The sequence below is a fragment of the Acidimicrobiales bacterium genome, from assembly GCA_035512495.1.
Classification (GTDB): domain Bacteria; phylum Actinomycetota; class Acidimicrobiia; order Acidimicrobiales; family CADCSY01; genus DATKDW01.
The window spans coordinates 17,055-39,743 of record DATKDW010000013.1; the positions used below are offsets into that span (position 1 = coordinate 17,055).

Consider the following 22,689-nt stretch of genomic DNA (forward strand, 5'->3'; position numbering starts at 1 on the left):
CTCTCGGTCTCGCAGGGGCCGTCCGAGTGTACGGGGGCCACGTGGCGGTCAGTGCTCGCAGGCCGCCTCCACGGCGGTGGCCAGGCGTCGGGCGCCGTCCTCGGCGGCGGCCGCGGTGGGTGCCTCCACCATCACCCGCACCACCGGCTCGGTGCCGCTCGGGCGAATGAGCACCCGGCCGGGCTCGCCGAGCGCGGCCTCCACCGCTGCGATCTCACCGGCCACCGCCTCGGCCACGTCGGGCCGCCGGCGCGCGACGGCCACGTTCACGAGCACCTGGGGCAGGCGGGTCATGGCCCCGGCGGCGAGGTCGGCGAGCGTGCGCCCCGACCGCCGGACCAGGTCGAGGATCTGGAGGCCGGTGAGGGTCCCGTCGCCGGTGGTGGCGAGGTCCCGGAAGATGACGTGGCCCGACTGCTCGCCGCCGAGCGACCAGCCGCCCTCCTCGAGCGCCTCGAGCACGTGGCGGTCGCCCACCGCCGTCTCCACCACCTCGATGCCGGCGCGGGCCATGGCGAGGCGGAACCCCAGGTTGGTCATGACGGTGACGACGACCGTGCGACCGGCGAGCCGATCGCGCGCCGCGAGGTCGACGGCGCACATGGCGATCAGGTGGTCGCCGTCGACGAGGGCGCCGGTGTGGTCGACGGCGACCACGCGGTCGGCGTCTCCATCGAAGGCGAGGCCGAGGTCGGCGCCGGCCGCCACCACGGCGGCCTGGAGCGCCTCGGGGTGGTTCGAGCCACACCCCTCGTTGATGTTGACGCCGTCGGGCTCGGCGGCGATCACCTCGACGCGCGCGCCGAGTTGGCCCACGGCCCGGGGCGCCACCGACGACGCCGCCCCGTTGGCGCAGTCGAGCACCACGTGGAGGCCGGCGAGGTCGCGCCCCTCGAGGCTGGCCACCAGCGACTCGAGGTAGCGGGCGGCCGCCGCCTCGCCCCCGTCGGTGACGGCGCCCACCTCCGCTCCCCGCCGCTCGCCGGTCGGGCCGGTCGGGCCGCCCTGGTCGAGGAAGCGGTCGAGCGCGGCCTCGAGCGCGGTCTGGGTGGCATCGTCGACCTTGCGGCCCCCGGGGACGAAGAGCTTCACGCCGTTGTCGGCGAAGGGGTTGTGCGACGCCGAGATCATCGCGCCCGCCACGCCCTCGGTGGCGGCCATCCAGGCCACGCCGGGGGTGGGCAGGACCCCGAGGCGCTCAACGTCGCAGCCCTCGGCGGTGAGCCCCGCCACCAGCGCGGCCTCGAGAAGCGGCCCCGAGCGGCGGGTGTCGCGCGCCACGAGGACGCGTCCTCCGCCCAGCACCGTGGCAGTGGCGCGGCCGAGCGCCAGGACGAGCTCAGGGGTGAGCTCGACGTTGGCGACGCCACGGATGCCGTCGGTGCCGAAGCGCAGCGTCATGCCGGTGGCACCGGGGAGCGGACTAGCGCTTGGAGTACTGCGGTGCCTTGCGGGCCTTCTTGAGCCCGTACTTCTTGGACTCCTTCTCACGGGAGTCGCGCGTGAGGAAGCCGGCTCGCTTGAGGGTGGTCCGCAGCTCGGGGTCGAGCTCGATCAGCGCTCGGGCGATGCCGAGGCGCAGGGCGCCTGCCTGGCCGGAGATGCCGCCACCGATGATCTTGCAGTCGACGTTGTACATCTCGTCGGTGGTGGTGAGGCGCAGCGGCTCGGTGATGATCATCTGGTGCGTCTCGGACGGGAAGTACTCCGCCAGCGACCGCTTGTTCACGGTGATGGTGCCCTCGCCGCCGTGGAGGCGGACTCGGGCGATGGCCTGCTTGCGGCGGCCGGTGGTCTGGGTGAGCGGCTTCAACGCTTCCTCACTTCTCCGAGAGCTGGCGACGGGCGCCGGGCAGGTCGAGGGCGACGGGGCCCTGGGCCGCGTGCGGGTGGTCGGGGCCGGCGTAGACCTTGAGCTTGCTGATCATGGCCCGGCCGAGGCGGTTCTTCGGCAGCATGCCCTTGACGGCCTTGTGCACGGCGACCTGGGGCTTCTCGGCCATCATCCGGGTGTAGCTGGTCCGGCGGAGCCCGCCCGGGTAGCCGGAGTGGTGGTAAGCGAACTTCTTCGACGCCTTGTCGGAGGAGAGCACGACCTTGTCGGCGTTGACGATGATCACGTGGTCGCCGGTGTCGACGTGGGGGGCGAAGATCGGCTTGTGCTTGCCCCGGAGGATGCGGGCGACCTCGGTGGCCAGCCGGCCGAGGACCATGCCGTCGGCATCGACGACGTGCCACGCACGGGTGATGTCGGCTGGGGTGGGGGTGAACGTGCTCACGAGACCTTCCTCACTGCACCGGTGCTGCGGCCCGACGGGGCGCGCCCGGCTGACGGGACGGTCGGTCATCCTACGGGCCGGGTCCCCGCCCCACAAACCGGGCGCGACGGGCCCTCCCGCCGACCCGGCGGAGGAGCCGCCGGTAGCCTCGCACACGACGTGATCACCTTCGAGGACCTTCGCGACGCCCACCAGCGGGTGCGGTCGGTGATCCGGCCGACACCCGTGGTGCGCGCCCACTCGCTGTCCAGGGTGGCCGGGCGCGAGCTCCTGCTCAAGCCCGAGCACCTGCAGCGAACCGGGTCCTACAAGGTGCGCGGCGCTCACAACCTGGTGTCGCGCCTCGACCCGGCCACCGTGCCCGGGGTGGTCGCTGCGTCCGCCGGCAACCACGGCCAGGGCGTGGCGCTCGCCGCGTCCGTGAGCGGGATCCCGGCCACGATCTTCATGCCCACCGGGGCCGCCCTGCCGAAGGTCGACGCCGTCCGCGGCTACGGCGCCGAGGTGCGATTCGCCGGGCACACCGTCGACGACGCCCTCGAGGCGGCGCTCGCCCACGCCTCCGAGACCGGCGCCACCCTCGTGCCCCCCTTCGACCACCCCCTGGTGATCGCCGGCCAGGGCACCGTCGGCATGGAGGTCGCCGAAGAAGCCCCCAACGCCGAGGTGGTGGTGGTCCCCGTCGGCGGGGGCGGGCTGATCTCGGGGATGGCGGTCGCCCTCGCCCACCTCCGACCGGGGGTGCGGGTGATCGGCGTGGAGGCCGTCGGCGCGGCGTCGATGCGCGCCTCGCTCGACGCCGGCCGCTGCGTCACCCTGCCCGCGGTGCGCACCATGGCCGACGGCATCGCCCTCCGTTGCCCGAGCCCGCTGACGTTTGCCCACGTGCGTGCCTACGTCGACGACGTGGTCACGGTCACCGAGGAGCAGATCAGCCAGGCGCTGGTCCTGCTGCTCGAGCGGGCCAAGGCCGTGGTGGAGCCGGCCGGCGCCGTCTCCCTCGCCGCCGTCCTCGCCGGGCTCGTTCCCGGCACCGGTCCGGTCGTGGCCGTCCTCTCGGGTGGCAACGTCGACCCGCTGCTCCTCGTGAAGCTCATCGACCACGGGCTCTCGTCGGCCGGGCGCTACCTCATGTTGCGCATCGTCCTCGGCGACCGCCCGGGCTCCCTCGCCGCCCTCACACAGCGGGTGGCCGACCTCGAGCTCAACGTGCTCTCGGTGGAGCACCACCGCACCGGGGCAGACCTCGGTGTCGACGAGGTGGAGGTCCTCCTGACCCTCGAGACCCGTGGGCCGGTCCACCGCGACGACGTGGTGGCCGCCCTCGTCGCCGACGGCCTCCGGGTCGACGTGGTCGGCTGAGCGAGGCGAGGCGGAGCGAGGCGAGGCGGAGCGGCATCCTCAACCGCTACTGACCCCCTCGCGGTCGCGCCGCTCCCTCGCCCACACCGGCCTCGACGGGAATCTGTTCGCCCCGTTCCACGTTGCACCGAACGGCCTGAGCGAGACAGGGCAGTGGATCCGCCATGTTCCACGTTGCACCGAAAGGGCTCGACCGGGCACCACGCCAGACGGCAGGTTCCCCCTTGTGCGACGATGACGAGCGGCGCACAATCCCCTGACGGGCCCGCGCGGGCCCGTCAGAGGGGGGTTTCACGTGTCCAACATCGACACCGTCCAAGCCGGCTTCAAGGAGATCGCCGACCGCGGCATGGGAGCCATGCTCGACATGCCGCACACCGACGACTTCGCTGTCCACGTGCCGACGCTCGCCATCGATGCGCAGGGCGAGGACGAGGTCCGCACCAAGTTCATCGACCTCGTCGAACAGGTCCACATGCGCTCCGAGCTGATCGACGCGCTCGCCGAGGGACCCTTCGTGACCTGCACGCTCCGGGTGGAGTCCGACCTTCGACCCGAGCCCACCACGGCCGTCCAGGTGATCCGCTTCGACGAGGAGGGCCGGGCGGCCGAGCTCTGGGCCATCAGCCCCCCGCTCCCCGCCTGAGGCCGCCCAGGACCCGTCGGCGACAACAGCGCGGTCCGCTCCGGCACCACCTTTCGGTGCAACGTGGAACGGGATGGACCCAACGCCTGATCAGCGCATCGCGGTGGACGCCACGGCTACGACCCGGGACGCCCGCGGGTCAGGTCACGGGAGGCCCCTGGGCGTCGCCCTGCAACCGGCGGGCGCCCCAGGCGGTCGCCGCCACCGCCACGACGAGGGCGGCGAGGTCGTAGACGACGGCCGCGGCCCGGGTCCCCACGCCGCCGCCGGCGGCGATGAAGAGCTCCTCGCCGACGAGGTTGGCCACCAGCCGCAGTGCCACGAGGAAGGCGAAGGCGGCGGCGATCACCGTGGCCACCGTGATCACCATCCTCGGGAGGCCATCGTCGGTGGGGTCACGCCCGGGGTCGCCGGGCGTGCACGCGAGGTGGATGGCCAGCGGCACCAGCAGCAGCAGCGGAACGGACAGGCCCCTCGTGCCGAGCTGGACACGCTCGAAGAAGCCGAACTCGAAGGGGAACCCGCCCCCGCGGACCCCGAGGACGCCACCGGCGTTGCTGGCCATGGCGAGGAGCACCGCCACCAGGGCGAGGCCCCCGGCGACCACGAGGGCGGCCGAGACCAGGTGAGCCGGCGGCGTCGCCGCCAGCCTCGAGAAGCCGCGTGGCGATGAGGCTCCTCCAGTCGGCGCGGCCGGCGCGCCCGGCGGGGGCCAGGCCCCGTGCCCGGCGACGGCGGATCCCCCGGCCGGGGAGGGAGGCCAGCCGGCGTCGGGAGGCCGACCAACACCTGGAGGCGGGCCAGCTGGGGGAGGCGACCCGGCGCCGGGAGGCGAGCCGGCGCCGGGAGGCGGGACCTGCCCGTAGCCCGGGTACTCGGACGGGTCACCCGGTGACGCGGGAGGCTGGTCGCTCATGACGAACAGCCTCGCACGCCGCTCCCGCCAGGGGAACGAACGCCTCAGATCGCCGGCCCGTCCGGGTAGGAGACGTGCCAGAGGCACAGGCCGTGCGGCGGCGCCAGCTCGCCGGCCCGACTGCGGTCCCGAGCATCGAGGATGCCGCGCACGTCGCCCGCCCGCTTCCGACCGAAACCGACCTCCACGAGGGTGCCGACCACGGCGCGGACCATCTGCTGGCAGAACGACGAGGCCGAGATCTCGAAGCGGAGGACCCCCTCGCCGAGGTCCAGCCAGCGGGCGTCGGTGACCCGGCGCACCAGCGACGGCGGCTCGACCTCGGCCCCTACCCTCGGACGCCGGCAGAACGAAGCGAAGTCGTGCTCACCGATGAGGGGATCGCAACCGAGCCGCATCGAGGCGAGGTCGAGCGGGGCGGCGACGTGCCAGGCGGTGCCGACCAGGAAGGGATCGGGCACCGGTCGGTTCACGACGGTGTACCGGTAGTGGCGCGCCGTGGCCGAGTGGCGGGCGTCGAAGCCGGCTGGAGCCACGTCCGCTTCGCGCACCACGATCCGGGGGGCGCACAGCTTGTTCACGGACCGCTGGAGGGCGACGAGGTCGAGGCCCTCGGCGGAGGCGTCGAAGGTGACGACCTGGCCCCACCCGTGGACACCGGCATCGGTGCGACCGGCGCAGGTGATGGTGACGGGGTGGCGCAGCACCCGCTCGATGGCCGCCACCAGCGTGCCGCCGACGGTGGTGACCCCGGGGTTGACGGCAAAGCCGGAGAAGCCCCGCCCGTCGTAGGCCACCAGCAGCCGGACGCGGACCGACGGGCCCGTGGGGCCCGTCGGTGCGGTTCCTTCGTCCTCGAAGAGGGTCAACGGTCGTCCGTCGGCGGGCCTCGGCCGAAGCCGGGCCGCGGCCGGGTCGATCAGACGAACTCGATGCGAGCCATCGGCGCGTTGTCGCCGTGGCGCGGGCCGAGCTTGAGGATGCGGGTGTAGCCGCCGTTGCGGTGCTCGTAGCGCGGCGCGATCTCCTCGAAGAGCTTGGTGGTCATCTCCTTGTCACCCAGGAACGAGACGACCTGGCGGTGCTGGTGCAACCCGCCCTTCTTGGCCTTGGTCACCAGCTTCTCGGCCACCGGGCGCAGCGCCTTGGCCTTGGCCTCCGTGGTGACGATGCCCTCGGCCGCGATCAACGACGCGGTGAGGTTGGCGAACATCGACCTCTGGTGGGCAGCGGAGCCGCCGAAGCGGCGGCCCTTGGTCGGGGTACCGGGCTTGCCAGCCATTGCTACTCCTTGGTGCGCAGCGACAGGCCGCGCTCGTCGAGCTTCTGGACGACCTCGTCCAGCGACTTCTGGCCGAAGTTGGTGATGGCGAGCAGGTCGTCCTCGGTCTTGTCGAGCAGCTCGCCAACGGTGTTGACCTGGGCCCGCTTGAGGCAGTTGCGGGGACGCTCCGACAGGTCGAGGTCCTCGATCGGGAGCTCGAGGTCGGGCGAGCCCGAGACGGCGGTGCCGACCTCGCCGAGCTCGAGGCCCTGGGGGTCATCGCTCATGTTGGCGACCAGCTCCACCAGCGAGGTGAGGGTGGCGCCGGCAGAGGCGAGAGCCTCGCGGGGCGTGATGGAGCCATCGGTCTCGATGTCGAGCTTGAGGCGGTCGAAGTTGGTGGCCTGCTCGACGCGGGTGGGCTCCACGTCGAAGGTGACCCGGCGGACCGGGGAGAAGATCGAGTCGATTGGGATGACGCCGATCGTCTCGCTCTTCTTGTTCCGCTCGGCCGAGGTGTAGCCCCGGCCGCGCTCGACGGTGATGTCGACCGCCAGGCGGGCCTTGTCGTTGAGCGACGCCAGGTGGAGGTCGCCGTTGAGGATCTCGACGTCGGCGGTCGTGGCGATGTCGGCGGCGGTGACCTCGGCAGGTCCCTTCACGTCGAGGCGCAGGGTCACGGGCTCGTCGCTCTCACACGTGATGACGAGGTCCTTGAGGTTCAAGATGATGTCGGTGACATCCTCGGTGACGCCGGCGATGGTGGCGAACTCGTGGAGCGAATCGTCGAAGCGGACCTGGGTCACGGCGGCGCCGGGGATCGAGGACAGCAGCGTGCGGCGGAGCGAGTTGCCCAGCGTGTGGCCGAAGCCGGGCTCGAGCGGGCTGATGGCGAACCGCTGGCGGTTCCCCTCGGCCTCGCTCAGCGGCTCGACGGTCGGGCGCTGGATGACGAGCATGTGCGGCTTCCTTCGCGGTTCTCGGCGGGTGCTGCGGTCGGGAGGGCCGAGCGCTACTTGGAGTAGAGCTCGACGATGAGCTGTTCACGCACGGGCACGTCGATGTGCTCGCGCATCGGGAGGTCACGCACCGTCACCTGGGCACCTTCGCCACCGGTCTCGAGCCACGGCGGGGTGGACCGGTCGATGGTCTCGATGTTGTGACGGATCACGATCATGGCCTTTGCCTTGTCGGCGAGCTCGATGACCTCGCCCTTGCGGACCTGGTAGCTCGGGATGGTGACCCGACGACCGTTGACCTTGATGTGACCGTGGCGGACGAGCTGACGGGCCTGCGAGCGGCTGGAGCCCCAGCCGGCGCGGTAGGCGACGTTGTCGAGGCGGAGCTCGAGCATGCGCAGCAGGTTCTCGCCGGTGACGCCCTTCTGGCGGTTCGCCTCCTGGTACAGGTTGCGGAACTGCTTCTCCATGAGGCCGTAGATGCGACGGGCCTTCTGCTTCTCACGGAGCTGGACGAGGTACTCGGAGTCCTTGCGGCGGAGCTGCGTCCGGCCGTGGTCGCCGGGCGGGTACGGGCGCCGCTCGATCGGGCACTTCATGGTGTCGCACTTGGCGCCCTTGAGGAACAGCTTCATCTTCTCCCGCCGGCAGAGACGGCAGACGGGACCGGTGTATCGCGCCATGTCAGACCCTCCGACGCTTCGGCGGGCGGCAACCGTTGTGCGGCACGGGCGTGACGTCCTTGATCCCCGAGACCTCGATGCCGGCGTTCATGATGGACCGGATGGCCGTCTCACGGCCGGAGCCGGGGCCCTTGACCAGGACGTCGACCTTGCGGACACCGTGCTCCATGGCCCGGCGGGCACACTGCTCGGCGGCCATCTGGGCAGCGAAGGGCGTCGACTTGCGCGAGCCCTTGAAGCCCACGTTGCCGGCAGAGGCCCACGCCACCACGTTGCCCTCCTGGTCGGAGATCGAGATGATCGTGTTGTTGAACGAGCTCTTGATGTGCGCCACCCCGTAGGTGACGTTCTTTCGCTCGCGACGGCGGGGGCGTCGGCCCCCGGGCTTGGGCTTCGCCATTACTTGCGGACCTTCTTCTTGCCGGCGACGGTCTTCTTGGGACCCTTGCGCGTGCGGGCGTTGGTGTGGGTGCGCTGGCCGCGCACCGGGAGGCCGCGACGGTGGCGCAGGCCCTGGTAGCAGGAGATCTCCATCTTCCGCTTGATGTCGGTGGACACCTCGCGGCGCAGGTCACCCTCGACCTTGAGGTTCTGGTCGACCCACTGGCGGATCTTGTTGACCTCCTCGTCGGTGAGGTCGCGAACGCGCGTGCCGGGGTCGATGCCGACCGCCTCGCAGATCTGGGTCGCGGTCGTCGGGCCGATGCCGAAGACATAGGTGAGCGAGACGGTGACGCGCTTCTCGCGCGGGATGTCGACGCCTGAGATTCGTGCCATTGGCTACCCCTGCCGCTGCTTGTGCCGCGGGTTGGTGCAGATGACCCGGACGCTGCCATGGCGGCGGATCACCTTGCACTTCTCGCAGATCTTCTTGACGCTGGGACGAACTTTCATGGTTCCTCGGAACGGTTCTACTTGTACCGGTAGGTGATGCGCCCACGGGTGAGGTCGTACGGCGTGAGCTCCACCTGGACGCGGTCTCCGGGCAGGATCCGGATGTAGTGCATCCGCATCTTCCCCGAGATGTGAGCGAGCACTTCGTGACCGTTGTCGAGCTCGACTCGGAACATCGCGTTGGGGAGCGGCTCGGTGACCTTGCCCTCCAGCACGATCGCGTCTTCCTTGGGCTTTGCCAGTGTTCAGACCTTCCTCGAGGAACGAAGGCGCACGGCGGACCTGCGCACACGCGCTGGAGCCCCCGGGCCGAAGAGCAATGCTAGCGGCCCATCCCCCCACCACCAAAATGCCTGTGCTAGAGGGCCCCGCTCACCGCCGCTGCTCGCGGTGGCGGTCGATGGAGCGGATCAGGCGGGCGGTGACCTCGTCAGGGTCGCCCATCCCATCGACCTCGTTGAGCAGGTCACGCTCCTCGAACCACGCCACCAGGGGGGCGGTCTCTCGCTCGTAGAGGTCGAGGCGGCGGCGGATGGCGTCCTCGGTGTCGTCGCCCCGCTGCACCACGTCGCCTCCGCAGATGTCGCAGGTCCAGGGGTACTTGGGCGGCTGGTCGACGGAGTAGTTGGCGCCGCAGTCGGTGCACACCCGCCGGGCGGCGAGGCGGGCCAGCACGACATCGGTGGGGACCTCGAGGTTCACCGCCAGGTCGATGCCTCGCGGCTGGGTGATCGACAGGAGCGACTCTGCCTGGCTCACGGTGCGGGGGAAGCCGTCGAGGATGAAGCCTCGGGTGCGGGTGTCGTCCTTTTCGAGGCGCTCGTCGATGATCCCCACGATGACGTCGTCGGGGAGCAGGTCGCCGGCGTCCATGAACTCCGTGGCCCGGCGGCCGAGCTCGGTGTCCTCCCGGACGGCGGAGCGGAGCATGTCGCCCGTGGAGATGTGGGGCACCACGTAGTGGCGGGACAGCCGCACGCACTGCGTCCCCTTGCCGGCCCCCTGGCGTCCGAGGACGATCAGGCGGGCGCCGGGGATCATGGCCGGGCCGCCGCGCGCTCGAGCGGGGGCATCAGGAACGTCCGCACTACTTCAGGAAGCTCTCGTAGTTCCGCATCATCAGCTGGCTGTCGATCTGCTTCATCGTCTCGAGGGCCACACCCACCGCGATGAGGAGCGAGATGCCACCGAAGCCGTTGAACGCCTCGATGCCGAACACCGCCAGGGCGATGGACGGGATGAGGGCGATCGAGGCGATGAAGAGGGCACCCGGCAGGGTGATGCGGGACAGGATCTTGGCCAGGTGCCGCTCGGTCTGGGGCCCGGGGCGGATGCCGGGGATGAACCCGCCTTGCTTGCGGATGGTGTCGGCCTGCTTGACGGGGTCGAAGGTGATGGCGGTGTAGAAGTAGGCGAAGAAGATGATCATCAGGCCGAAGATCACGATGTAGGCGATGGCGTCCTGGCGGAGCAGGTTGTTCTCGATCCAGGCGCGCACGCCGTCCCAGCCGCTGCCCGCCGGGAGGATGTTGGTCATCAGCACCGGCAGGTACAGCACCGAGCTGGCGAAGATGATGGGGATCACGCCCGACTGGTTGACCTTGAGCGGGATGTAGCTGCTCTGGCCCCCGTACTGGCGACGGCCCACCACCCGCTTGGCGAACTGGACGGGGATGCGCCGCTGGCCCTCGTTGACGAAGACGATGGAGGCGAGGATGGCGAGCACGACGGCCATGCAGATCGACAGCACGATGGCGCCGTTGACCTGGAAGATCCGGGTGGCCTCGCTGGGCAGGATCGACACCACCGAGGCGAAGATCAGCAGCGACATGCCGTTGCCGATGCCCCGCTGGGTGATGAGCTCGCCCATCCACATGAGCAGGGCGGTGCCGGCGGTCAGCGAGAGGATCACCAGGCTGAGGGTCCCGATGTCGCGGTCGGGGATGAGCACGATCGGGCTGTCTCCGAGGAGGCCGCCGGCGCCGGGGGTGGAGAAGAGGAAGGCGAGGCCGGTGGACTGGAGGATCGCCAGCGCCACGGTGAGGTAGCGGGTCCACTGGGTGATCTTCTTCTGGCCCACCGCGCCCTGCTCGCGCCACTGCTCGAGCTTGGGGATCACCACGGCGAGCACCTGCATGATGATCGACGCCGTGATGTACGGCATGATCCCGAGCCCGAACACGGCGAACCGGGTGAGCGCTCCGCCGGAGAACAGCTGCAGGAATCCCAGCGCGCCGCCCTGGGCCGCCGCTGCCTCGAGGTCCTGCACCGCCTGGAAGTCGATCCCCGGCGTCGGGACGAAGGCCCCGAAGCGATAGAGGCCGATGATGAGCAGGACGAAGAGGATCTTGTTCCGCAGGTCCGGGACCTTGAACATGTTCCGCAGGCTGGAAAGCACCACGCCTCCTGGGCTGTGACTCGGTCGGTGCGGGTCGTGCGACCCCGCGGGGCGTGCGCTACCGGTTGGTGAGGGCGTTGCCCTTCGCCGGCGGCCGACCGTTCCCGAACGGGGGCGGCAGGACCTCTACCGTACCGCCTGCGGCGGTGATGGCTGCCTCGGCCGACGCCGAGAAGGCGTGGGCCTTCACGTTGACGGCACGGGTCAGCTCCCCACGCCCGAGGACCTTGACCATGCCGCGCTTGGGGACGACGCCCTTGGCGCGGAGGGTCTCGGGGGTGATGTCGCTGCCCTCGAACGTCTCGAGGCCGTCGAGGTTCACCACGACGTACTCGACGCGGAACGGGTTGTTGAAGCCCTTGAGCTTCGGGACCCGGCGCTGCAGCGGCATCTGACCGCCCTCGAAGCCCGGGCGGACGGTGTTGCGGGCGCGCTGGCCCTTGGTGCCACGGCCGGCGGTCTTGCCGCCCCTGCCGGCGATGCCGCGCGCCATGCGCTTGCGGCGGGTCTTGGCGCCCTCGGCGGGCTGGAGATCATGGACCTTCACGACTGGTCCTCCTCGACGTTGATCAGGTGGGGGACGCGGGCGATCATGCCGCGGATCTCGGGACGGTCGGGCAGGACGTTGCTCTTGCCGATCCGACCGAGACCGAGAGCACGCAGCGTGCCGCGGTGCTTCGGCTTCGTGCCGATGGCGGAGCGGACCTGGGTCACCTTGATGGCCATCAGGCCACCTCGGTGGGCACGTGGGCACCCCGGTTGGTCTCGTTGTAGGCGTCGAGCAAGCCCTTCGGGGTGACCTCCTCGGGCGTCTTGCCGCGCATGCGGGCGATCACGTCGGGGCGCTTGAGCGACTGCAGGCCCTGGATGGTGGCCCGCGCCACGTTGATGTGGTTGGACGAGCCGAGCGACTTGCAGAGCACGTCGTGGATCCCGGCCTCCTCGAGGATGACACGGGCGGCACCGCCGGCGATCACCCCGGTGCCGGGGGCGGCGGGCTTCATGAGCACGCGGGCGGCACCGAACTCGCCGAGCACGGGGTGGATGATCGTGGAGCCGGCGAGCGCCACCTCGAAGAGGTTCTTCTTGGCGTCCTCGGTGCCCTTCTGGATGGCGAGCGGCACCTCACGGGCCTTGCCGTAGCCGAGGCCGACCCGGCCGGCACCGTCGCCGATCACCACGAGGGCGGCGAACTGGAAGCGGCGTCCGCCCTTGACCACCTTGGCCACGCGCCGGGGGCGGGTGATCAGGCGGCTGTCGCGCAGCTGCGCTTCGTTGAAGGGGGCCATGGCTCAGAACTCCAGTCCGGCGTCGCGGGCGGCGTCTGCCACCGCTGCGATACGTCCGTGATAGATGTAACCACCGCGGTCGAAGACGACCTTGGTGATGCCGGCGTCCTTGGCCCGCTGGGCCACGAGGGCACCGACCTTGGTTGCGGCTTCGATGCCGCCGGTGGCGTCACCCTTGAGGTCGGCCTCGAGGGTGGAGGCGGCGGCGAGGGTGCGGCCGGCGCGGTCGTCGATGACCTGCACGGCGATGTGGCGGTTCGAACGGAACACCGCCAGGCGCGGCCGTTCGGCAGTGCCTTGGACCTTCTTGCGCACCCGCCGGTGACGGCGGAGGCGACCGATGTGCCTGCTCTTGTTGGCGCTCATGCTCTACTTCGCTGCCTTCCCGGCCTTGCGCAGCACGCGCTCGCCGGCGTAGCGGACGCCCTTGCCCTTGTAGGGCTCGGGCTTGCGGATCTTGCGGATGTTGGCGGCGACCTGGCCGACGGCCTCCTTGTCGATGCCGGCGACCACGATGCGGGTCGGCTGCGGCACCTCGAAGGTGATGCCCTCGGGGGCATCGACCGACACGGGGTGGCTGAAGCCGAGGGCGAGGTTGATCTTGGAGGGGCCGGCGGGGGTGGCGCGGTAGCCCACGCCCACGATCTCGAGCTCCTTGGAGTAGCCCTCGGTCACCCCGGTGACCATGTTGGCGACGAGGGAGCGGACCAGGCCGTGGAGGGCCCGGCTGGCGCGCTCGTCGTTGGGGCGCTCGATGAGGACCTCATCACCCTCCTGGCGGAGGGTGATGGGCTCGGGCACGTCGCGCTCGAGCATCCCCTTGGGGCCCTTCACCGTGATGTGGCGTCCCGCGATGGTGATGTCGACGCCCGACGGGATGGTGATCGGCGCCTTTCCGACTCTGCTCACTGGCTTGCCTCCGGCAAGGTACTCATGACAGCTCCCTCACCACACGTAGCAGAGGACTTCGCCGCCCATGTGGCGCTTGCGCGCCTCACGGTCGGTCATGAGCCCCTGACTGGTCGAGAGCACCGCGACACCGAGACCTCCGAGGACGCGGGGCATGTCGTCGGCCTTGCGGTAGACCCGCAGGCCGGGCTTCGACACCCGCTTCATCCCGGAGATGGTGCGCACGCGCTCGGGCGTGTACTTCATGTGGACGATGAGCTCCTGACCCGGACGGGTCGGGTGGTCAGCGACGTCGTAGCCCTCGATGTAGCCCTCACGCTGGAGGATCTCGGCGAGGGCTTGCTTGAGCTTGGACGAGGGCATGCGCACGTCGTCGTGGAACGCCACGTTGCCGTTGCGGATCCGCGTGAGCATGTCGGCGATGGGATCGGTCATGGACATGTCGGCCTCCCCTACCAGCTCGCCTTGGTGACGCCGGGAACCTCGCCGGCGTGGACCATCTCGCGCAGGCAGATGCGGCACAGCCCGAACTTCCGGAACACGGCGCGCGGACGGCCGCAACGCCGGCAGCGCGTGTAGCCGCGCACCTTGTACTTCGGTGTGCGCTTCTGCTTCTCGATGAGTGCCTTCTTGGCCATATGAGCCTGGTCTCCTACTGCTGCTGGCCGTCGCGACGGAATGGGAAGCCGAAGGCATCGAGCAGAGCCCGCCCCTCGGCGTCGGTCTTGGCGGTGGTCACGATCGTGATGTCCATGCCCTGGGTCGAGGTGACCTTGTCGTAGTCGATCTCAGGGAAGATGAGCTGCTCGGTGACGCCGAACGTGTAGTTGCCGTTCCCGTCGAAGCTGTTCGGGGGCAGGCCCCGGAAGTCGCGGATGCGGGGGATGGCGAGGGCGACGAGCCGGTCGAAGAACTCCCACATGCGGTCGCCCCGCAGGGTGACCTTGGTGCCGATGGCGTTGCCCTCGCGGAGCTTGAAGCCGGCGAGCGACTTGCGGGCCCGGGTGACGACGGCCCGCTGGCCGGCGATCCGGGTCAGGTCCTCGACAGCTCCCTCGAGCAGCGAGGGCTGGCCGACGGCGTCGCCGACGCCCATGTTGACGACGATCTTCGACAAGCGGGGCACCTGCATGACGTTGCCCAGGCCGAGCTGCTCCTGCAGCTGGGCCCGGATCTCGTCGTTGTAGCGGCGAAGCAGGCGGGGACGCTGGGCGGCGGGGGCGGTGGTGATGTCGGCCATCAGAGCTCGGCTCCCGTGCGCTTGCAGATGCGGACCTTGTTGCCGTTGTCGTCGAAGCGGTAGCCCACGCGGGTGGGCTTCCCGTCCTTCGGGCTGATGACGGCGACGTTCGACACGTCGATCGGCATGTCCTTGTCGATGATCCCGCCCTGCATGGTCATGCGGGTGGGCCGCTGGTGCTTCTTGGCGGTGTTGACGCCCTCGACGATGACCTTGCCGTCGGCCGGCAGGGCGCGCATGACCACGCCCTCCTTGCCGCGGTCCTTGCCCGACAGGACGCGGACGCGGTCACCCTTGACGATCTTGAGCTTGTTGGTCGACATCAGAGGACCTCAGGGGCGAGTGAGACGATGCGCATGAACTTCTTGTCGCGCAGCTCGCGACCGACGGGGCCGAAGATGCGCGTGCCGCGCGGCTGCTGCTGGTCGTTGATGAGCACGGCGGCGTTCTCGTCGAAGCGGATGTAGGAGCCGTCGGGACGACGCTTCTCCTTCTTCACGCGCACGACCACGCACTTCACGACATCGCCCTTCTTCACGGCGGCACCGGGGATGGCGTCCTTGACGGTCGCCACGATGGTGTCACCGATCGAGGCGTACCGGCGCCTGGATCCGCCCAGCACCTTGATGCAGAGGATCTCCTTGGCGCCGGAGTTGTCGGCCACGCGAAGACGCGACTCCTGCTGAATCATCGTGCACGCTCCAGGACCTCGAGGAGGCGCCAGCGCTTCAGCTTGGACAGCGGGCGCGTCTCCTGGACGCGGACGCGGTCGCCGGGGCGGGCGTCGTTGGCCTCGTCGTGGACGTAGAGCGCCTTGGTGCGCTGGACCGTCTTGGCGTAGCGCCGGTGGCGCACGCGGTCGACGACCTTGACCACGACGGTCTTGTCCATCTTGACGGAGTCGACGATCCCCTCGCGCACCTTGCGTGCGTTGGGGCGGGACTCCGCGTCGTTCTCGGTGGTGGCGTCAGCCATTCGTGGCCTCCAGGGCCTCCGCGGCAGCGATCTCTCGCTGGCGCAGCACGGTGTTGATGCGGGCGATGTCCTTGCGGACCGAGCCGAGACGGGTGCTGTTGTCGAGCTGGCCGGTCACGTGCTGGAACCGGAGGTTGAACAGCTCCTGCTTGGAGTCGGCCAGGCGGGTGATCAGCTCGTCGTCGCCCAGGTCACGCAGCTCGTCGGCGGGGGATGCCATCAGACCTCCTCAGCCATGGCTCGGGTGACGAAACGGGCACGGATCGGGAGCTTCTGGATGGCGCGCTCCATGGCGCCCCGTGCCAGCTCCTCGTTGACGCCGGCCAGCTCGAACATGATGCGGCCGGGCTTGACCACGGCCACCCAGCGCTCCGGGTTGCCCTTGCCCGAGCCCATGCGGGTCTCGGCGGGCTTCTCGGTGACGGGCTTGTCGGGGAAGACGTTGATCCAGACCTTGCCGCCGCGCTTGACGTGGCGGGTCATGGCGATGCGGGCGGCCTCGATCTGGCGGGCGGTGATCCACCCGGGCTCGAGGGCCTGGATCCCGTACTCGCCGAACGTGACGGTCGTGGCTCCCTTGGCGGCACCGGTCATGCGCCCGCGGTGGTGCTTGCGGTGCTTGACCTTCTTGGGCATCAGCATCAGTCGGCCTCCCCGGGACGGAAGTGCGGCGCCTCGTGGTGCTCGGACGCCTTGGTGAGGCGCTCGATCTCCTCCTCCTCGGCGAGGAGGCGCTCCAGCTCGGGATCGGCCTCCTTGATGATGGGGTCGTCCTCGCCTTGGGCGCCGGTGGCACCGGGGGTGCCGGTGGCAGGGGTGACGCCACCCTCGGCAGCGTCGCCGAGGCGGCGGCCGCCGCCGGCGGAGACGACCTTGCGGGGACGCTCGGGCCCACCGGCGGTCTCGCCGACGGCCATCTGAGCCTCGCGGGTGGCCTTGTCGTCACCGGAGGTCTTGTAGGGGAGGATGTCGCCCTTGTAGATCCAGACCTTGACGCCGATGCGGCCGTAGGTGGTGCGCGCCTCGCGGAAGCCGTAGTCGATGTCGGCGCGCAGCGTGTGCAGCGGCACCCGACCTTCGCGGTACCACTCAGTGCGGCTCATCTCGGCGCCGTTCAGGCGGCCGGAGCACTGGACCCGGATGCCGAGGACCCCTGCCTTCTGGGCGTTCTGCACGGCGCGCTTCATGGCCCGGCGGAAGTTCACGCGGCCGGCGAGCTGGTCGGCGACACCCTGGGCGATGAGGGCGGCGTCGAGCTCGGGCTGCTTGATCTCCTGGATGTTGAGCTGGACCTTGGCGTTGCCGGTGATCTTGGTGAGCCCGGCGCGGAGGCGGTCGGCCTCGCTGCCACGGCGGCCGATGACGATGCCGGGGCGGGCGGTGTGCACGTCGACCCGGAGGCGGTCGCGGGTGCGCTCGATCTCCACGCGGCTGATGGCGGCGTGGGGCAGCTGCGTCATCAGGTAGTCGCGGATGTGCCAGTCCTCGATGAGGTAGTCGGTGTACTCCTTCTCGGAGAACCAGCGCGACTTCCACTCGGTGGTGACGCCGAGCCGGAACCCGTAGGGGTTGACCTTCTGACCCATTACTTGTCCTCTTCCTTGCTGGCGTCCTCTTCCGTGCTGACGTCTTCCGTACTGGTGTCCTCGGCGTCCTCGACGTCGACGTCGGCGACGGCGACGTCGGCGACGTCGGCGTCGGTGGGCTCGGCGTCGGTGGGCTCGGCGTCCGTGGGCTCGGTGGTGGCGGCGTCATCGGCCTGGGCGACGGCGGGCGCCTGCTGGTCGACGATGCCCTCGGCGTCCTCGACGTCGGCGACGTCGGAGGCGGTGGGCTCCTCGGTGGCCTCACCACGGCTTCTTCCGGTCCGGCGACGGCGCTCCTCGGCGGCGTCCTGGCCGGCGCGACGAGCGGCACGGCTGCCGGGGCGGGAAGCGTCCCGGGTGCGCCGGCGCTCAAGCTCGTCTTCGGAGAGGCGGGCCACGATCACGGTGATGTGGCAGGAGCGCTTGCGGATGCGGGTGGCACGGCCGCGGGCCCGGGGACGGAAGCGGCGCATGGTCCGGCCCTCGTCGGCGAAGCAGGAGGCCACGAAGAGGTCGTCGCCGATCTGCTCGTCGTTGTGCTCGGCGTTGGCGATGGCCGAGGCCAGCACCTTGCGGACCGCGATGGCGGCGTCGCGCTCGGAGAACTGGAGGATCTCATCCGCGGTGCGGACGTCCTTGCCCCGGATGAGGTCGAGGACGGCCCGGGCCTTGCTGGCCGACATGCGGACGTGGCGGGCCTGGGCGCGGGTGCCCGGGCGCTCGTTGGTCTTGGTGGCGGTCATCGGCGACCACCTCGCTCTGCATCACTGGGTCGCTCGGAGGTCGCCGACCGCAGGCTCACGTCGGACCGCATCATCGGCGACCACCTCGCTCCTGGCCGGCGTGGAACCGGAAGGTGCGCGTCGGAGCGAACTCGCCCAGCTTGTGGCCGACCATCGACTCGGTGATGTAGACGGGCACGTGCTTGCGGCCGTCGTGGACGGCCACCGTGTGACCGACCATCTCCGGGATGATGGTGGAGCGGCGGGACCAGGTCTTGATGACCTTCTTCTCGTTGGCCTCGTTGAGGGCGTCCACCTTCTTGAGGAGGTGGTCGTCGACGAACGGGCCCTTCTTCAGGCTGCGCGGCATGGCTGTCTCCTGCCCCTACCGCCGCGAGCCGCGTGTGCGGCGACGGCGGACGATGAGCTTGTCGGACTCCTTGTTCTTCGACCGGGTACGACCCTCGGGCTTGCCCCAGGGGGACACGGGGTGGCGACCACCGGAGGTCTTGCCCTCGCCACCACCGAGCGGGTGGTCGACGGGGTTCATGGCCACACCGCGGGTCTGCGGGCGCTTGCCCTTCCAGCGGTTCCGGCCGGCCTTGCCGATCTTGATCAGGTCGGCCTCGGCGTTGCCGACCTCGCCGACGGTGGCGCGGCAGTCGATGGGCACACGGCGCATCTCGGTGCTCGGGAGGCGCAGGGTGGCGTAGTCGCCCTCCTTGGCCACGAGCTGGACGCTCGAGCCGGCGCTGCGGGCCATCTTGCCCCCGCCGCCGGGCTTGAGCTCCACGTTGTGGACCGTGGTGCCGACCGGGATGTAGCGCATCGGCAGGCAGTTGCCGGGGCGGATCTCGGAGCCCTGGCCGTTCTGCAGGACGTCGCCGACCTTCACCCGGTTGGGGGCGAGGACGTAGCGCTTCTCGCCGTCGTAGTAGTTCAGCAGGAGGATCCGGCAGTTCCGGTTGGGGTCGTACTCCACGGCGGCGACCTTGGCCGGCACGCCGTCCTTGACCCGCTTGAAGTCGATGATGCGGTAGGCGCGCTTGTGGCCGCCTCCACGGTGGCGCGAGGTCTTGCGCCCGTAGCTGTTGCGCCCGCCGGTGTTCGACTTGGGCGCGAGGAGGGCCTTCTCGGGGCGGTCCTTGGTGATCTCGGAGAAGTCCGAGACGGTCTGGAACCGGCGTCCGGGGCTGGTGGGCTTGCGGCTGCGGATGGGCATGGCTGGCCTAGCTCTCGAAGAGGTCGATGACGTCGCCCTCGACCAGGGTCACGATGGCGCGCTTGGTGTCCGGGCGCTTGCCGAACGTGGACGTCCGGCGGTTGCGCTTGCGCTTGCCCTTGCGGTTGATGGTGTTCACCTTGGACACGGTGACGTCGAAGATCGACTCGACGGCCTGCCGGATCTCGACCTTGTTGGCGTCGGGGTGGACCCGGAAGGTGTAGGCGCCGGTGTCGAGGAGCGCGTAGGACTTCTCGCTCACGATCGGCTCGATGATGACGTCGCGGGGGTCCATCAGGCCTCCTCCCCTTCGGTGGCGGCAGCCACGGTCACCGGAGTGCCCTCGGCGGCAGCCTCGGCCTCGACCGCGGTGCCGCCCATGGGCAGGGTCTCGCGGGTGAAGACGACCACGTCGCTGCAGAGCACGTCGTAGGCGTTCAGCTCGCTCTCGAGGAGGCAGTGGACCTCGGGGAGGTTGCGGAAGCTCTTGTAGGCGACCTCGTCGCCGCGGTCGAGGACCACCAGGACCCGTCCGGTGGCGCCGATGGCGGCCAGGGAGGCCTTGGCCTCCCTGGTGCTCGGGGTGGCGAAGTCCCAGGACGAGACCACGGCGACCTTGCCGTCGGCGGCCCGGTCGGACAGCGCCGACCACAGGGCGGCACGCACCATCTTCTTGGGCGTGCGCTGCTTGTAGGAGCGGGGCTTGGGACCGAGGGCCACACCACCGCCGCGCCACTGCGGCGAGCGGATGGAGCCCTGGCGGGCACGGCCGGTGCCCTTCTGGCGCCACGGCTTGGCGCCACCACCCCGGGCCTCGGCCCGGGTGAGGGTCGACTGGGTGCCCGAGCGGGCCGCAGCCAGCTGGGCCACCACGACCTGGTGCATGAGGGGGATGTTCGGCGTGCGACCGAAGGCCGACTCGTCGAGCTCGACGGTGCCGGCGTCGGCCCCGGTGCGGTCCCTGACGGTGACGGATGCCATCACTTCCCGCCCTTCACGGCGTCGCGGATGAGGACGAGGCCGCCGCGGGGGCCGGGCACGGAGCCCCGGACCAGCACGACGTTGCGCTCGGCGTCGGCCGAGACCACCTCGAGGTTGAGGGTGGTGACCTTCTCGGCGCCCATGCGCCCGGCCATCCGGGTGCCCTTGAAGACACGACCCGGGGTGGAGGCACCACCGATGGAGCCCGGAGCGCGGTGCACGCGGTGGGCACCGTGGGAGGCTCGCTGGCCGGAGAAGTTGTGGCGCTTCATCGCACCGGCGAAGCCCTTGCCCTTGCTGACGGCGGTGACGTCGACGAGGTCGCCGGCGCTGAGGATGTCGGCGGCGAGCTCCTGGCCGACCTCGTAGTCACTCGTGTCGTCGAGGCGGAGCTCGACGAGGCGGACGCCGGGCTCGACGCCGCCCTTGTCGAAGTGACCGGCCTCGGGCTTGGTGAGCGACTTGACCTTCTTGGTCCCATAGGTGACCTGCAGGGCGCTGTACCCGTCGGTGTCGGGGCGCTTGATCTGCACCACGCGAGCCGGGGTGACCTGCAACATGGTGACAGGCACGATGCGGTTCTGGTCGTCCCAGACCTGCGTCATGCCCACCTTGGTGCCCACGATCGCTTTGTTCGCCATGAGGCTCGTGTCTTTCTCGTTCACGCGAGCGCTCCGCTCGGGCGAGCCCGGCGGAGCGCTGGTCAGGTTGTGCCGTGCGGTATCCCGGAGGACCGGCCCGGACGTCAGTTCGTGCGGCGTGCCCGGGGTCCACCCCGGGCACGGGTTGCGATGATAGAGGGGCAAGAGCCCGCCCACCAAGTCCGGCGACGGGCCCCGGAAGCCCCTAGGCCTGGAGGATCTTGATCTCGATGTCGACGCCCGCCGGAAGCTCGAGGCGCTGGAGGGAGTCGACCGTCTTCGGCGTCGACTCGACGATGTCGAGCAGGCGCTTGTGGATCCGCATCTCGAAGTGCTCGCGGGAGTCCTTGTCCTTGTGGGGCGAGCGGATCACCGTGTAGCGGTGCTTCTCGGTGGGCAGCGGCACCGGACCCCGGACCGTGGCCTGCGTGCGGACCACCGTCTCGACGATCTTCTTCGTCGACTGGTCGATGATCTCGTGGTCGTAGGCCTTGAGCCGGATGCGGATCTTCTGGGCCATTACTTGAGGATCTTCGTGACGCGGCCGGCACCGACGGTGCGGCCGCCCTCGCGGATGGCGAAGCGCAGGCCCTCGTCCATGGCGATGGGGTTGATGAGCTCCACCTTCATGGTGGTGTTGTCGCCCGGCATGATCATCTCGGTGCCCTCGGGCAGGGAGATGTGGCCGGTGATGTCGGTGGTCCGGAAGTAGAACTGCGGCCGGTAGTTGTTGAAGAACGGCTTGTGCCGGCCACCCTCGGCCTGGGTCAGGATGTACACCTGGCCCTCGAACTCGGTGTGGGGCGTGATCGAGCCGGGCTTGCACAGCACCTGGCCGCGCTCGACGTCCTCCTTCTTGGTGCCGCGGAGCAGGGCGCCGATGTTGTCGCCAGCCTGGCCCTGGTCGAGCAGCTTGCGGAACATCTCGACGCCGGTGCAGATGGTCTTGGTCGTGGGGCGGATGCCCACGATCTCGACCTCGTCGCCGGTGTTGAGGATGCCCTGCTCCACCTTGCCGGTGACCACGGTGCCGCGGCCGGTGATGGTGAAGACGTCCTCGATGGGCATGAGGAACGGCTTTTCGAAGTCGCGGTCGGGCTCGGGGATGTAGGTGTCGACGGCCTCCATGAGCTCGAGGATGTTGCCCTTCCAGGCGTCGTCGCCCTCGAGGGCCTTGAGGGCGGAGACCCGCACGATGGGGGTGTCGTCACCGGGGAACTCGTACTCGTTGAGGAGCTCGCGCACCTCGAGCTCCACGAGGTCGAGCAGCTCCTCGTCGTCGACCATGTCGGCCGTGTTGAGGGCCACGACGATGTAGGGCACGCCGACCTGGCGGGCGAGCAGCACGTGCTCGCGCGTCTGGGGCATGGGACCGTCGGCGGCGGAGACCACGAGGATGGCGCCGTCGACCTGGGCCGCACCGGTGATCATGTTCTTGATGTAGTCGGCGTGACCGGGCATGTCGACGTGGGCGTAGTGGCGGTTGTCGGTCTCGTACTCCACATGGGAGATCGAGATCGTGATGCCGCGCTGCTTCTCCTCGGGGGCCTTGTCGATCTCGTCGAAGGCCATCACCTGGATGTTGGGGTTGGCCTCGGCCAGCACCGTGGTGATGGCGGCGGTGAGAGTGGTCTTGCCGTGGTCGATGTGGCCCATCGTCCCGACGTTGAGGTGCGGCTTATTCCGCTCGAACTTCGCCTTTGCCATGGTGGCTCCTACATTC

Annotated in this window: 36 protein-coding genes and 2 pseudogenes; 2 read left to right on the top strand and 36 right to left on the bottom strand. The window is 70.0% G+C overall.

The genetic code is table 11. From position 1 onward, the window contains the following. Window positions 1-48 precede the first annotated feature (48 nt). The 3 genes from glmM to rplM are packed head-to-tail and all read right to left on the bottom strand — an operon-like array spanning window position 49 to window position 2,279. On the bottom strand, window positions 49-1,401 hold the full coding sequence (gene glmM, locus VMN58_00785) for a phosphoglucosamine mutase (protein HUF31726.1): 1,353 nt from the start codon (window positions 1,399-1,401) through the stop codon (window positions 49-51). Window positions 1,402-1,423: 22 nt separating this feature from the next. Beyond that, entirely contained in the window at window positions 1,424-1,813 is a 390-nt protein-coding gene (gene rpsI / locus VMN58_00790) for a 30S ribosomal protein S9 (GenBank protein ID HUF31727.1), read from the bottom strand. Between the two features lie 7 nt (window positions 1,814-1,820). Continuing rightward, on the bottom strand, window positions 1,821-2,279 hold the full coding sequence (gene rplM, locus VMN58_00795) for a 50S ribosomal protein L13 (protein ID HUF31728.1): 459 nt from the start codon (window positions 2,277-2,279) through the stop codon (window positions 1,821-1,823). A 159-nt stretch (window positions 2,280-2,438) separates the two neighbouring features. Between rplM and ilvA the strand changes: the two genes are divergently transcribed. Further along, entirely contained in the window at window positions 2,439-3,641 is a 1,203-nt protein-coding gene (gene ilvA, locus VMN58_00800) for a threonine ammonia-lyase (GenBank protein ID HUF31729.1), read from the top strand. A 295-nt stretch (window positions 3,642-3,936) separates the two neighbouring features. Beyond that, a complete protein-coding gene (locus tag VMN58_00805) occupies window positions 3,937-4,287 on the top strand; it encodes a hypothetical protein (protein HUF31730.1) in 351 nt (116 codons plus the stop codon). Between the two features lie 139 nt (window positions 4,288-4,426). Here the strand turns inward: VMN58_00805 and VMN58_00810 are convergent, their stop codons facing one another. The 33 genes and pseudogenes from VMN58_00810 to tuf form a co-directional block, all read right to left on the bottom strand. After that, window positions 4,427-4,894, bottom strand: coding sequence for a hypothetical protein (locus VMN58_00810; GenBank protein ID HUF31731.1), 468 nt, complete (start codon window positions 4,892-4,894; stop codon window positions 4,427-4,429). 353 nt (window positions 4,895-5,247) lie between these two features. Next, window positions 5,248-6,072: a tRNA pseudouridine(38-40) synthase TruA gene (truA, locus tag VMN58_00815; GenBank protein ID HUF31732.1), complete on the bottom strand. Its 825-nt coding sequence runs from the start codon at window positions 6,070-6,072 to the stop codon at window positions 5,248-5,250. Window positions 6,073-6,122: 50 nt separating this feature from the next. After that, a complete protein-coding gene (rplQ, locus tag VMN58_00820; GenBank protein HUF31733.1) occupies window positions 6,123-6,485 on the bottom strand; it encodes a 50S ribosomal protein L17 in 363 nt (120 codons plus the stop codon). Between the two features lie 2 nt (window positions 6,486-6,487). Further along, the gene (locus tag VMN58_00825) at window positions 6,488-7,426 is read right to left on the bottom strand and encodes a DNA-directed RNA polymerase subunit alpha (protein HUF31734.1); all 939 of its coding nucleotides are present in this window, start codon (window positions 7,424-7,426) and stop codon (window positions 6,488-6,490) included. Between the two features lie 53 nt (window positions 7,427-7,479). Further along, window positions 7,480-8,109, bottom strand: a complete 630-nt coding sequence (gene rpsD, locus VMN58_00830) for a 30S ribosomal protein S4 (protein HUF31735.1) — start codon at window positions 8,107-8,109, stop codon at window positions 7,480-7,482. A 1-nt stretch (window position 8,110) separates the two neighbouring features. After that, window positions 8,111-8,509 (bottom strand): 30S ribosomal protein S11, encoded by a 399-nt coding sequence (rpsK, locus tag VMN58_00835; GenBank protein HUF31736.1) that lies wholly within the window; start codon window positions 8,507-8,509, stop codon window positions 8,111-8,113. Next, window positions 8,509-8,886 (bottom strand): 30S ribosomal protein S13, encoded by a 378-nt coding sequence (gene rpsM / locus VMN58_00840; protein HUF31737.1) that lies wholly within the window; start codon window positions 8,884-8,886, stop codon window positions 8,509-8,511. Before rpsM ends, rpsK begins: the two co-directional genes overlap by 1 nt. 3 nt (window positions 8,887-8,889) lie before the next feature. Beyond that, window positions 8,890-9,003, bottom strand: a complete 114-nt coding sequence (gene rpmJ, locus VMN58_00845) for a 50S ribosomal protein L36 (protein ID HUF31738.1) — start codon at window positions 9,001-9,003, stop codon at window positions 8,890-8,892. 17 nt (window positions 9,004-9,020) lie between these two features. Next, window positions 9,021-9,245 (bottom strand): translation initiation factor IF-1, encoded by a 225-nt coding sequence (gene infA / locus VMN58_00850; GenBank protein ID HUF31739.1) that lies wholly within the window; start codon window positions 9,243-9,245, stop codon window positions 9,021-9,023. A 130-nt stretch (window positions 9,246-9,375) separates the two neighbouring features. Continuing rightward, on the bottom strand, window positions 9,376-10,044 hold the full coding sequence (locus tag VMN58_00855) for an adenylate kinase (GenBank protein ID HUF31740.1): 669 nt from the start codon (window positions 10,042-10,044) through the stop codon (window positions 9,376-9,378). Window positions 10,045-10,090: 46 nt separating this feature from the next. After that, window positions 10,091-11,380 carry a preprotein translocase subunit SecY gene (secY, locus tag VMN58_00860; protein HUF31741.1) on the bottom strand — a complete coding sequence of 430 codons (1,290 nt, stop codon included), beginning with the start codon at window positions 11,378-11,380 and terminating at the stop codon, window positions 10,091-10,093. Between the two features lie 79 nt (window positions 11,381-11,459). Continuing rightward, window positions 11,460-11,948 carry a 50S ribosomal protein L15 gene (rplO, locus tag VMN58_00865; protein HUF31742.1) on the bottom strand — a complete coding sequence of 163 codons (489 nt, stop codon included), beginning with the start codon at window positions 11,946-11,948 and terminating at the stop codon, window positions 11,460-11,462. Then, a complete protein-coding gene (gene rpmD, locus VMN58_00870; protein HUF31743.1) occupies window positions 11,945-12,127 on the bottom strand; it encodes a 50S ribosomal protein L30 in 183 nt (60 codons plus the stop codon). Before rpmD ends, rplO begins: the two co-directional genes overlap by 4 nt. Beyond that, window positions 12,127-12,690, bottom strand: coding sequence for a 30S ribosomal protein S5 (gene rpsE, locus VMN58_00875; protein ID HUF31744.1), 564 nt, complete (start codon window positions 12,688-12,690; stop codon window positions 12,127-12,129). The genes rpmD and rpsE overlap by 1 nt, the downstream gene beginning before the upstream one ends. A 3-nt stretch (window positions 12,691-12,693) precedes the next feature. Then, window positions 12,694-13,056 (bottom strand): 50S ribosomal protein L18, encoded by a 363-nt coding sequence (rplR, locus tag VMN58_00880; GenBank protein ID HUF31745.1) that lies wholly within the window; start codon window positions 13,054-13,056, stop codon window positions 12,694-12,696. Window positions 13,057-13,059: 3 nt separating this feature from the next. Then, window positions 13,060-13,599, bottom strand: coding sequence for a 50S ribosomal protein L6 (rplF, locus tag VMN58_00885; GenBank protein ID HUF31746.1), 540 nt, complete (start codon window positions 13,597-13,599; stop codon window positions 13,060-13,062). Between the two features lie 36 nt (window positions 13,600-13,635). Then, window positions 13,636-14,040 (bottom strand): 30S ribosomal protein S8, encoded by a 405-nt coding sequence (gene rpsH / locus VMN58_00890; GenBank protein HUF31747.1) that lies wholly within the window; start codon window positions 14,038-14,040, stop codon window positions 13,636-13,638. Window positions 14,041-14,051: 11 nt separating this feature from the next. After that, complete coding sequence (locus VMN58_00895; GenBank protein ID HUF31748.1) at window positions 14,052-14,237, bottom strand: type Z 30S ribosomal protein S14; 186 nt, start codon at window positions 14,235-14,237, stop codon at window positions 14,052-14,054. A gap of 14 nt (window positions 14,238-14,251) precedes the next feature. Continuing rightward, window positions 14,252-14,839, bottom strand: a complete 588-nt coding sequence (rplE, locus tag VMN58_00900; protein ID HUF31749.1) for a 50S ribosomal protein L5 — start codon at window positions 14,837-14,839, stop codon at window positions 14,252-14,254. Beyond that, a complete protein-coding gene (gene rplX / locus VMN58_00905) occupies window positions 14,839-15,162 on the bottom strand; it encodes a 50S ribosomal protein L24 (GenBank protein ID HUF31750.1) in 324 nt (107 codons plus the stop codon). Before rplX ends, rplE begins: the two co-directional genes overlap by 1 nt. Then, entirely contained in the window at window positions 15,162-15,530 is a 369-nt protein-coding gene (gene rplN, locus VMN58_00910; GenBank protein ID HUF31751.1) for a 50S ribosomal protein L14, read from the bottom strand. The genes rplX and rplN overlap by 1 nt, the downstream gene beginning before the upstream one ends. Next, window positions 15,527-15,814: a 30S ribosomal protein S17 gene (gene rpsQ, locus VMN58_00915; protein ID HUF31752.1), complete on the bottom strand. Its 288-nt coding sequence runs from the start codon at window positions 15,812-15,814 to the stop codon at window positions 15,527-15,529. The genes rplN and rpsQ overlap by 4 nt, the downstream gene beginning before the upstream one ends. Then, entirely contained in the window at window positions 15,807-16,034 is a 228-nt protein-coding gene (rpmC, locus tag VMN58_00920) for a 50S ribosomal protein L29 (protein HUF31753.1), read from the bottom strand. Before rpmC ends, rpsQ begins: the two co-directional genes overlap by 8 nt. After that, entirely contained in the window at window positions 16,034-16,456 is a 423-nt protein-coding gene (rplP, locus tag VMN58_00925; GenBank protein HUF31754.1) for a 50S ribosomal protein L16, read from the bottom strand. Before rplP ends, rpmC begins: the two co-directional genes overlap by 1 nt. Window positions 16,457-16,767: 311 nt before the next feature. Next, a pseudogene (gene rpsC, locus VMN58_00930) lies at window positions 16,768-17,400 on the bottom strand (30S ribosomal protein S3). Between the two features lie 392 nt (window positions 17,401-17,792). Next, window positions 17,793-18,143: pseudogene (gene rplV, locus VMN58_00935) on the bottom strand (50S ribosomal protein L22). A 70-nt stretch (window positions 18,144-18,213) separates the two neighbouring features. Then, window positions 18,214-18,492, bottom strand: a complete 279-nt coding sequence (gene rpsS / locus VMN58_00940; GenBank protein HUF31755.1) for a 30S ribosomal protein S19 — start codon at window positions 18,490-18,492, stop codon at window positions 18,214-18,216. A 15-nt stretch (window positions 18,493-18,507) separates the two neighbouring features. Then, entirely contained in the window at window positions 18,508-19,344 is an 837-nt protein-coding gene (gene rplB, locus VMN58_00945) for a 50S ribosomal protein L2 (GenBank protein ID HUF31756.1), read from the bottom strand. Between the two features lie 7 nt (window positions 19,345-19,351). After that, window positions 19,352-19,639: a 50S ribosomal protein L23 gene (gene rplW, locus VMN58_00950; protein ID HUF31757.1), complete on the bottom strand. Its 288-nt coding sequence runs from the start codon at window positions 19,637-19,639 to the stop codon at window positions 19,352-19,354. Further along, entirely contained in the window at window positions 19,639-20,325 is a 687-nt protein-coding gene (rplD, locus tag VMN58_00955) for a 50S ribosomal protein L4 (protein ID HUF31758.1), read from the bottom strand. The genes rplW and rplD overlap by 1 nt, the downstream gene beginning before the upstream one ends. Continuing rightward, window positions 20,325-20,966, bottom strand: a complete 642-nt coding sequence (gene rplC, locus VMN58_00960; GenBank protein ID HUF31759.1) for a 50S ribosomal protein L3 — start codon at window positions 20,964-20,966, stop codon at window positions 20,325-20,327. The genes rplD and rplC overlap by 1 nt, the downstream gene beginning before the upstream one ends. 205 nt (window positions 20,967-21,171) lie before the next feature. Then, window positions 21,172-21,486 carry a 30S ribosomal protein S10 gene (rpsJ, locus tag VMN58_00965; GenBank protein HUF31760.1) on the bottom strand — a complete coding sequence of 105 codons (315 nt, stop codon included), beginning with the start codon at window positions 21,484-21,486 and terminating at the stop codon, window positions 21,172-21,174. Further along, window positions 21,486-22,673, bottom strand: a complete 1,188-nt coding sequence (gene tuf, locus VMN58_00970; protein HUF31761.1) for an elongation factor Tu — start codon at window positions 22,671-22,673, stop codon at window positions 21,486-21,488. The genes rpsJ and tuf overlap by 1 nt, the downstream gene beginning before the upstream one ends. Between the last annotated feature and the right edge of the window lie 16 nt (window positions 22,674-22,689).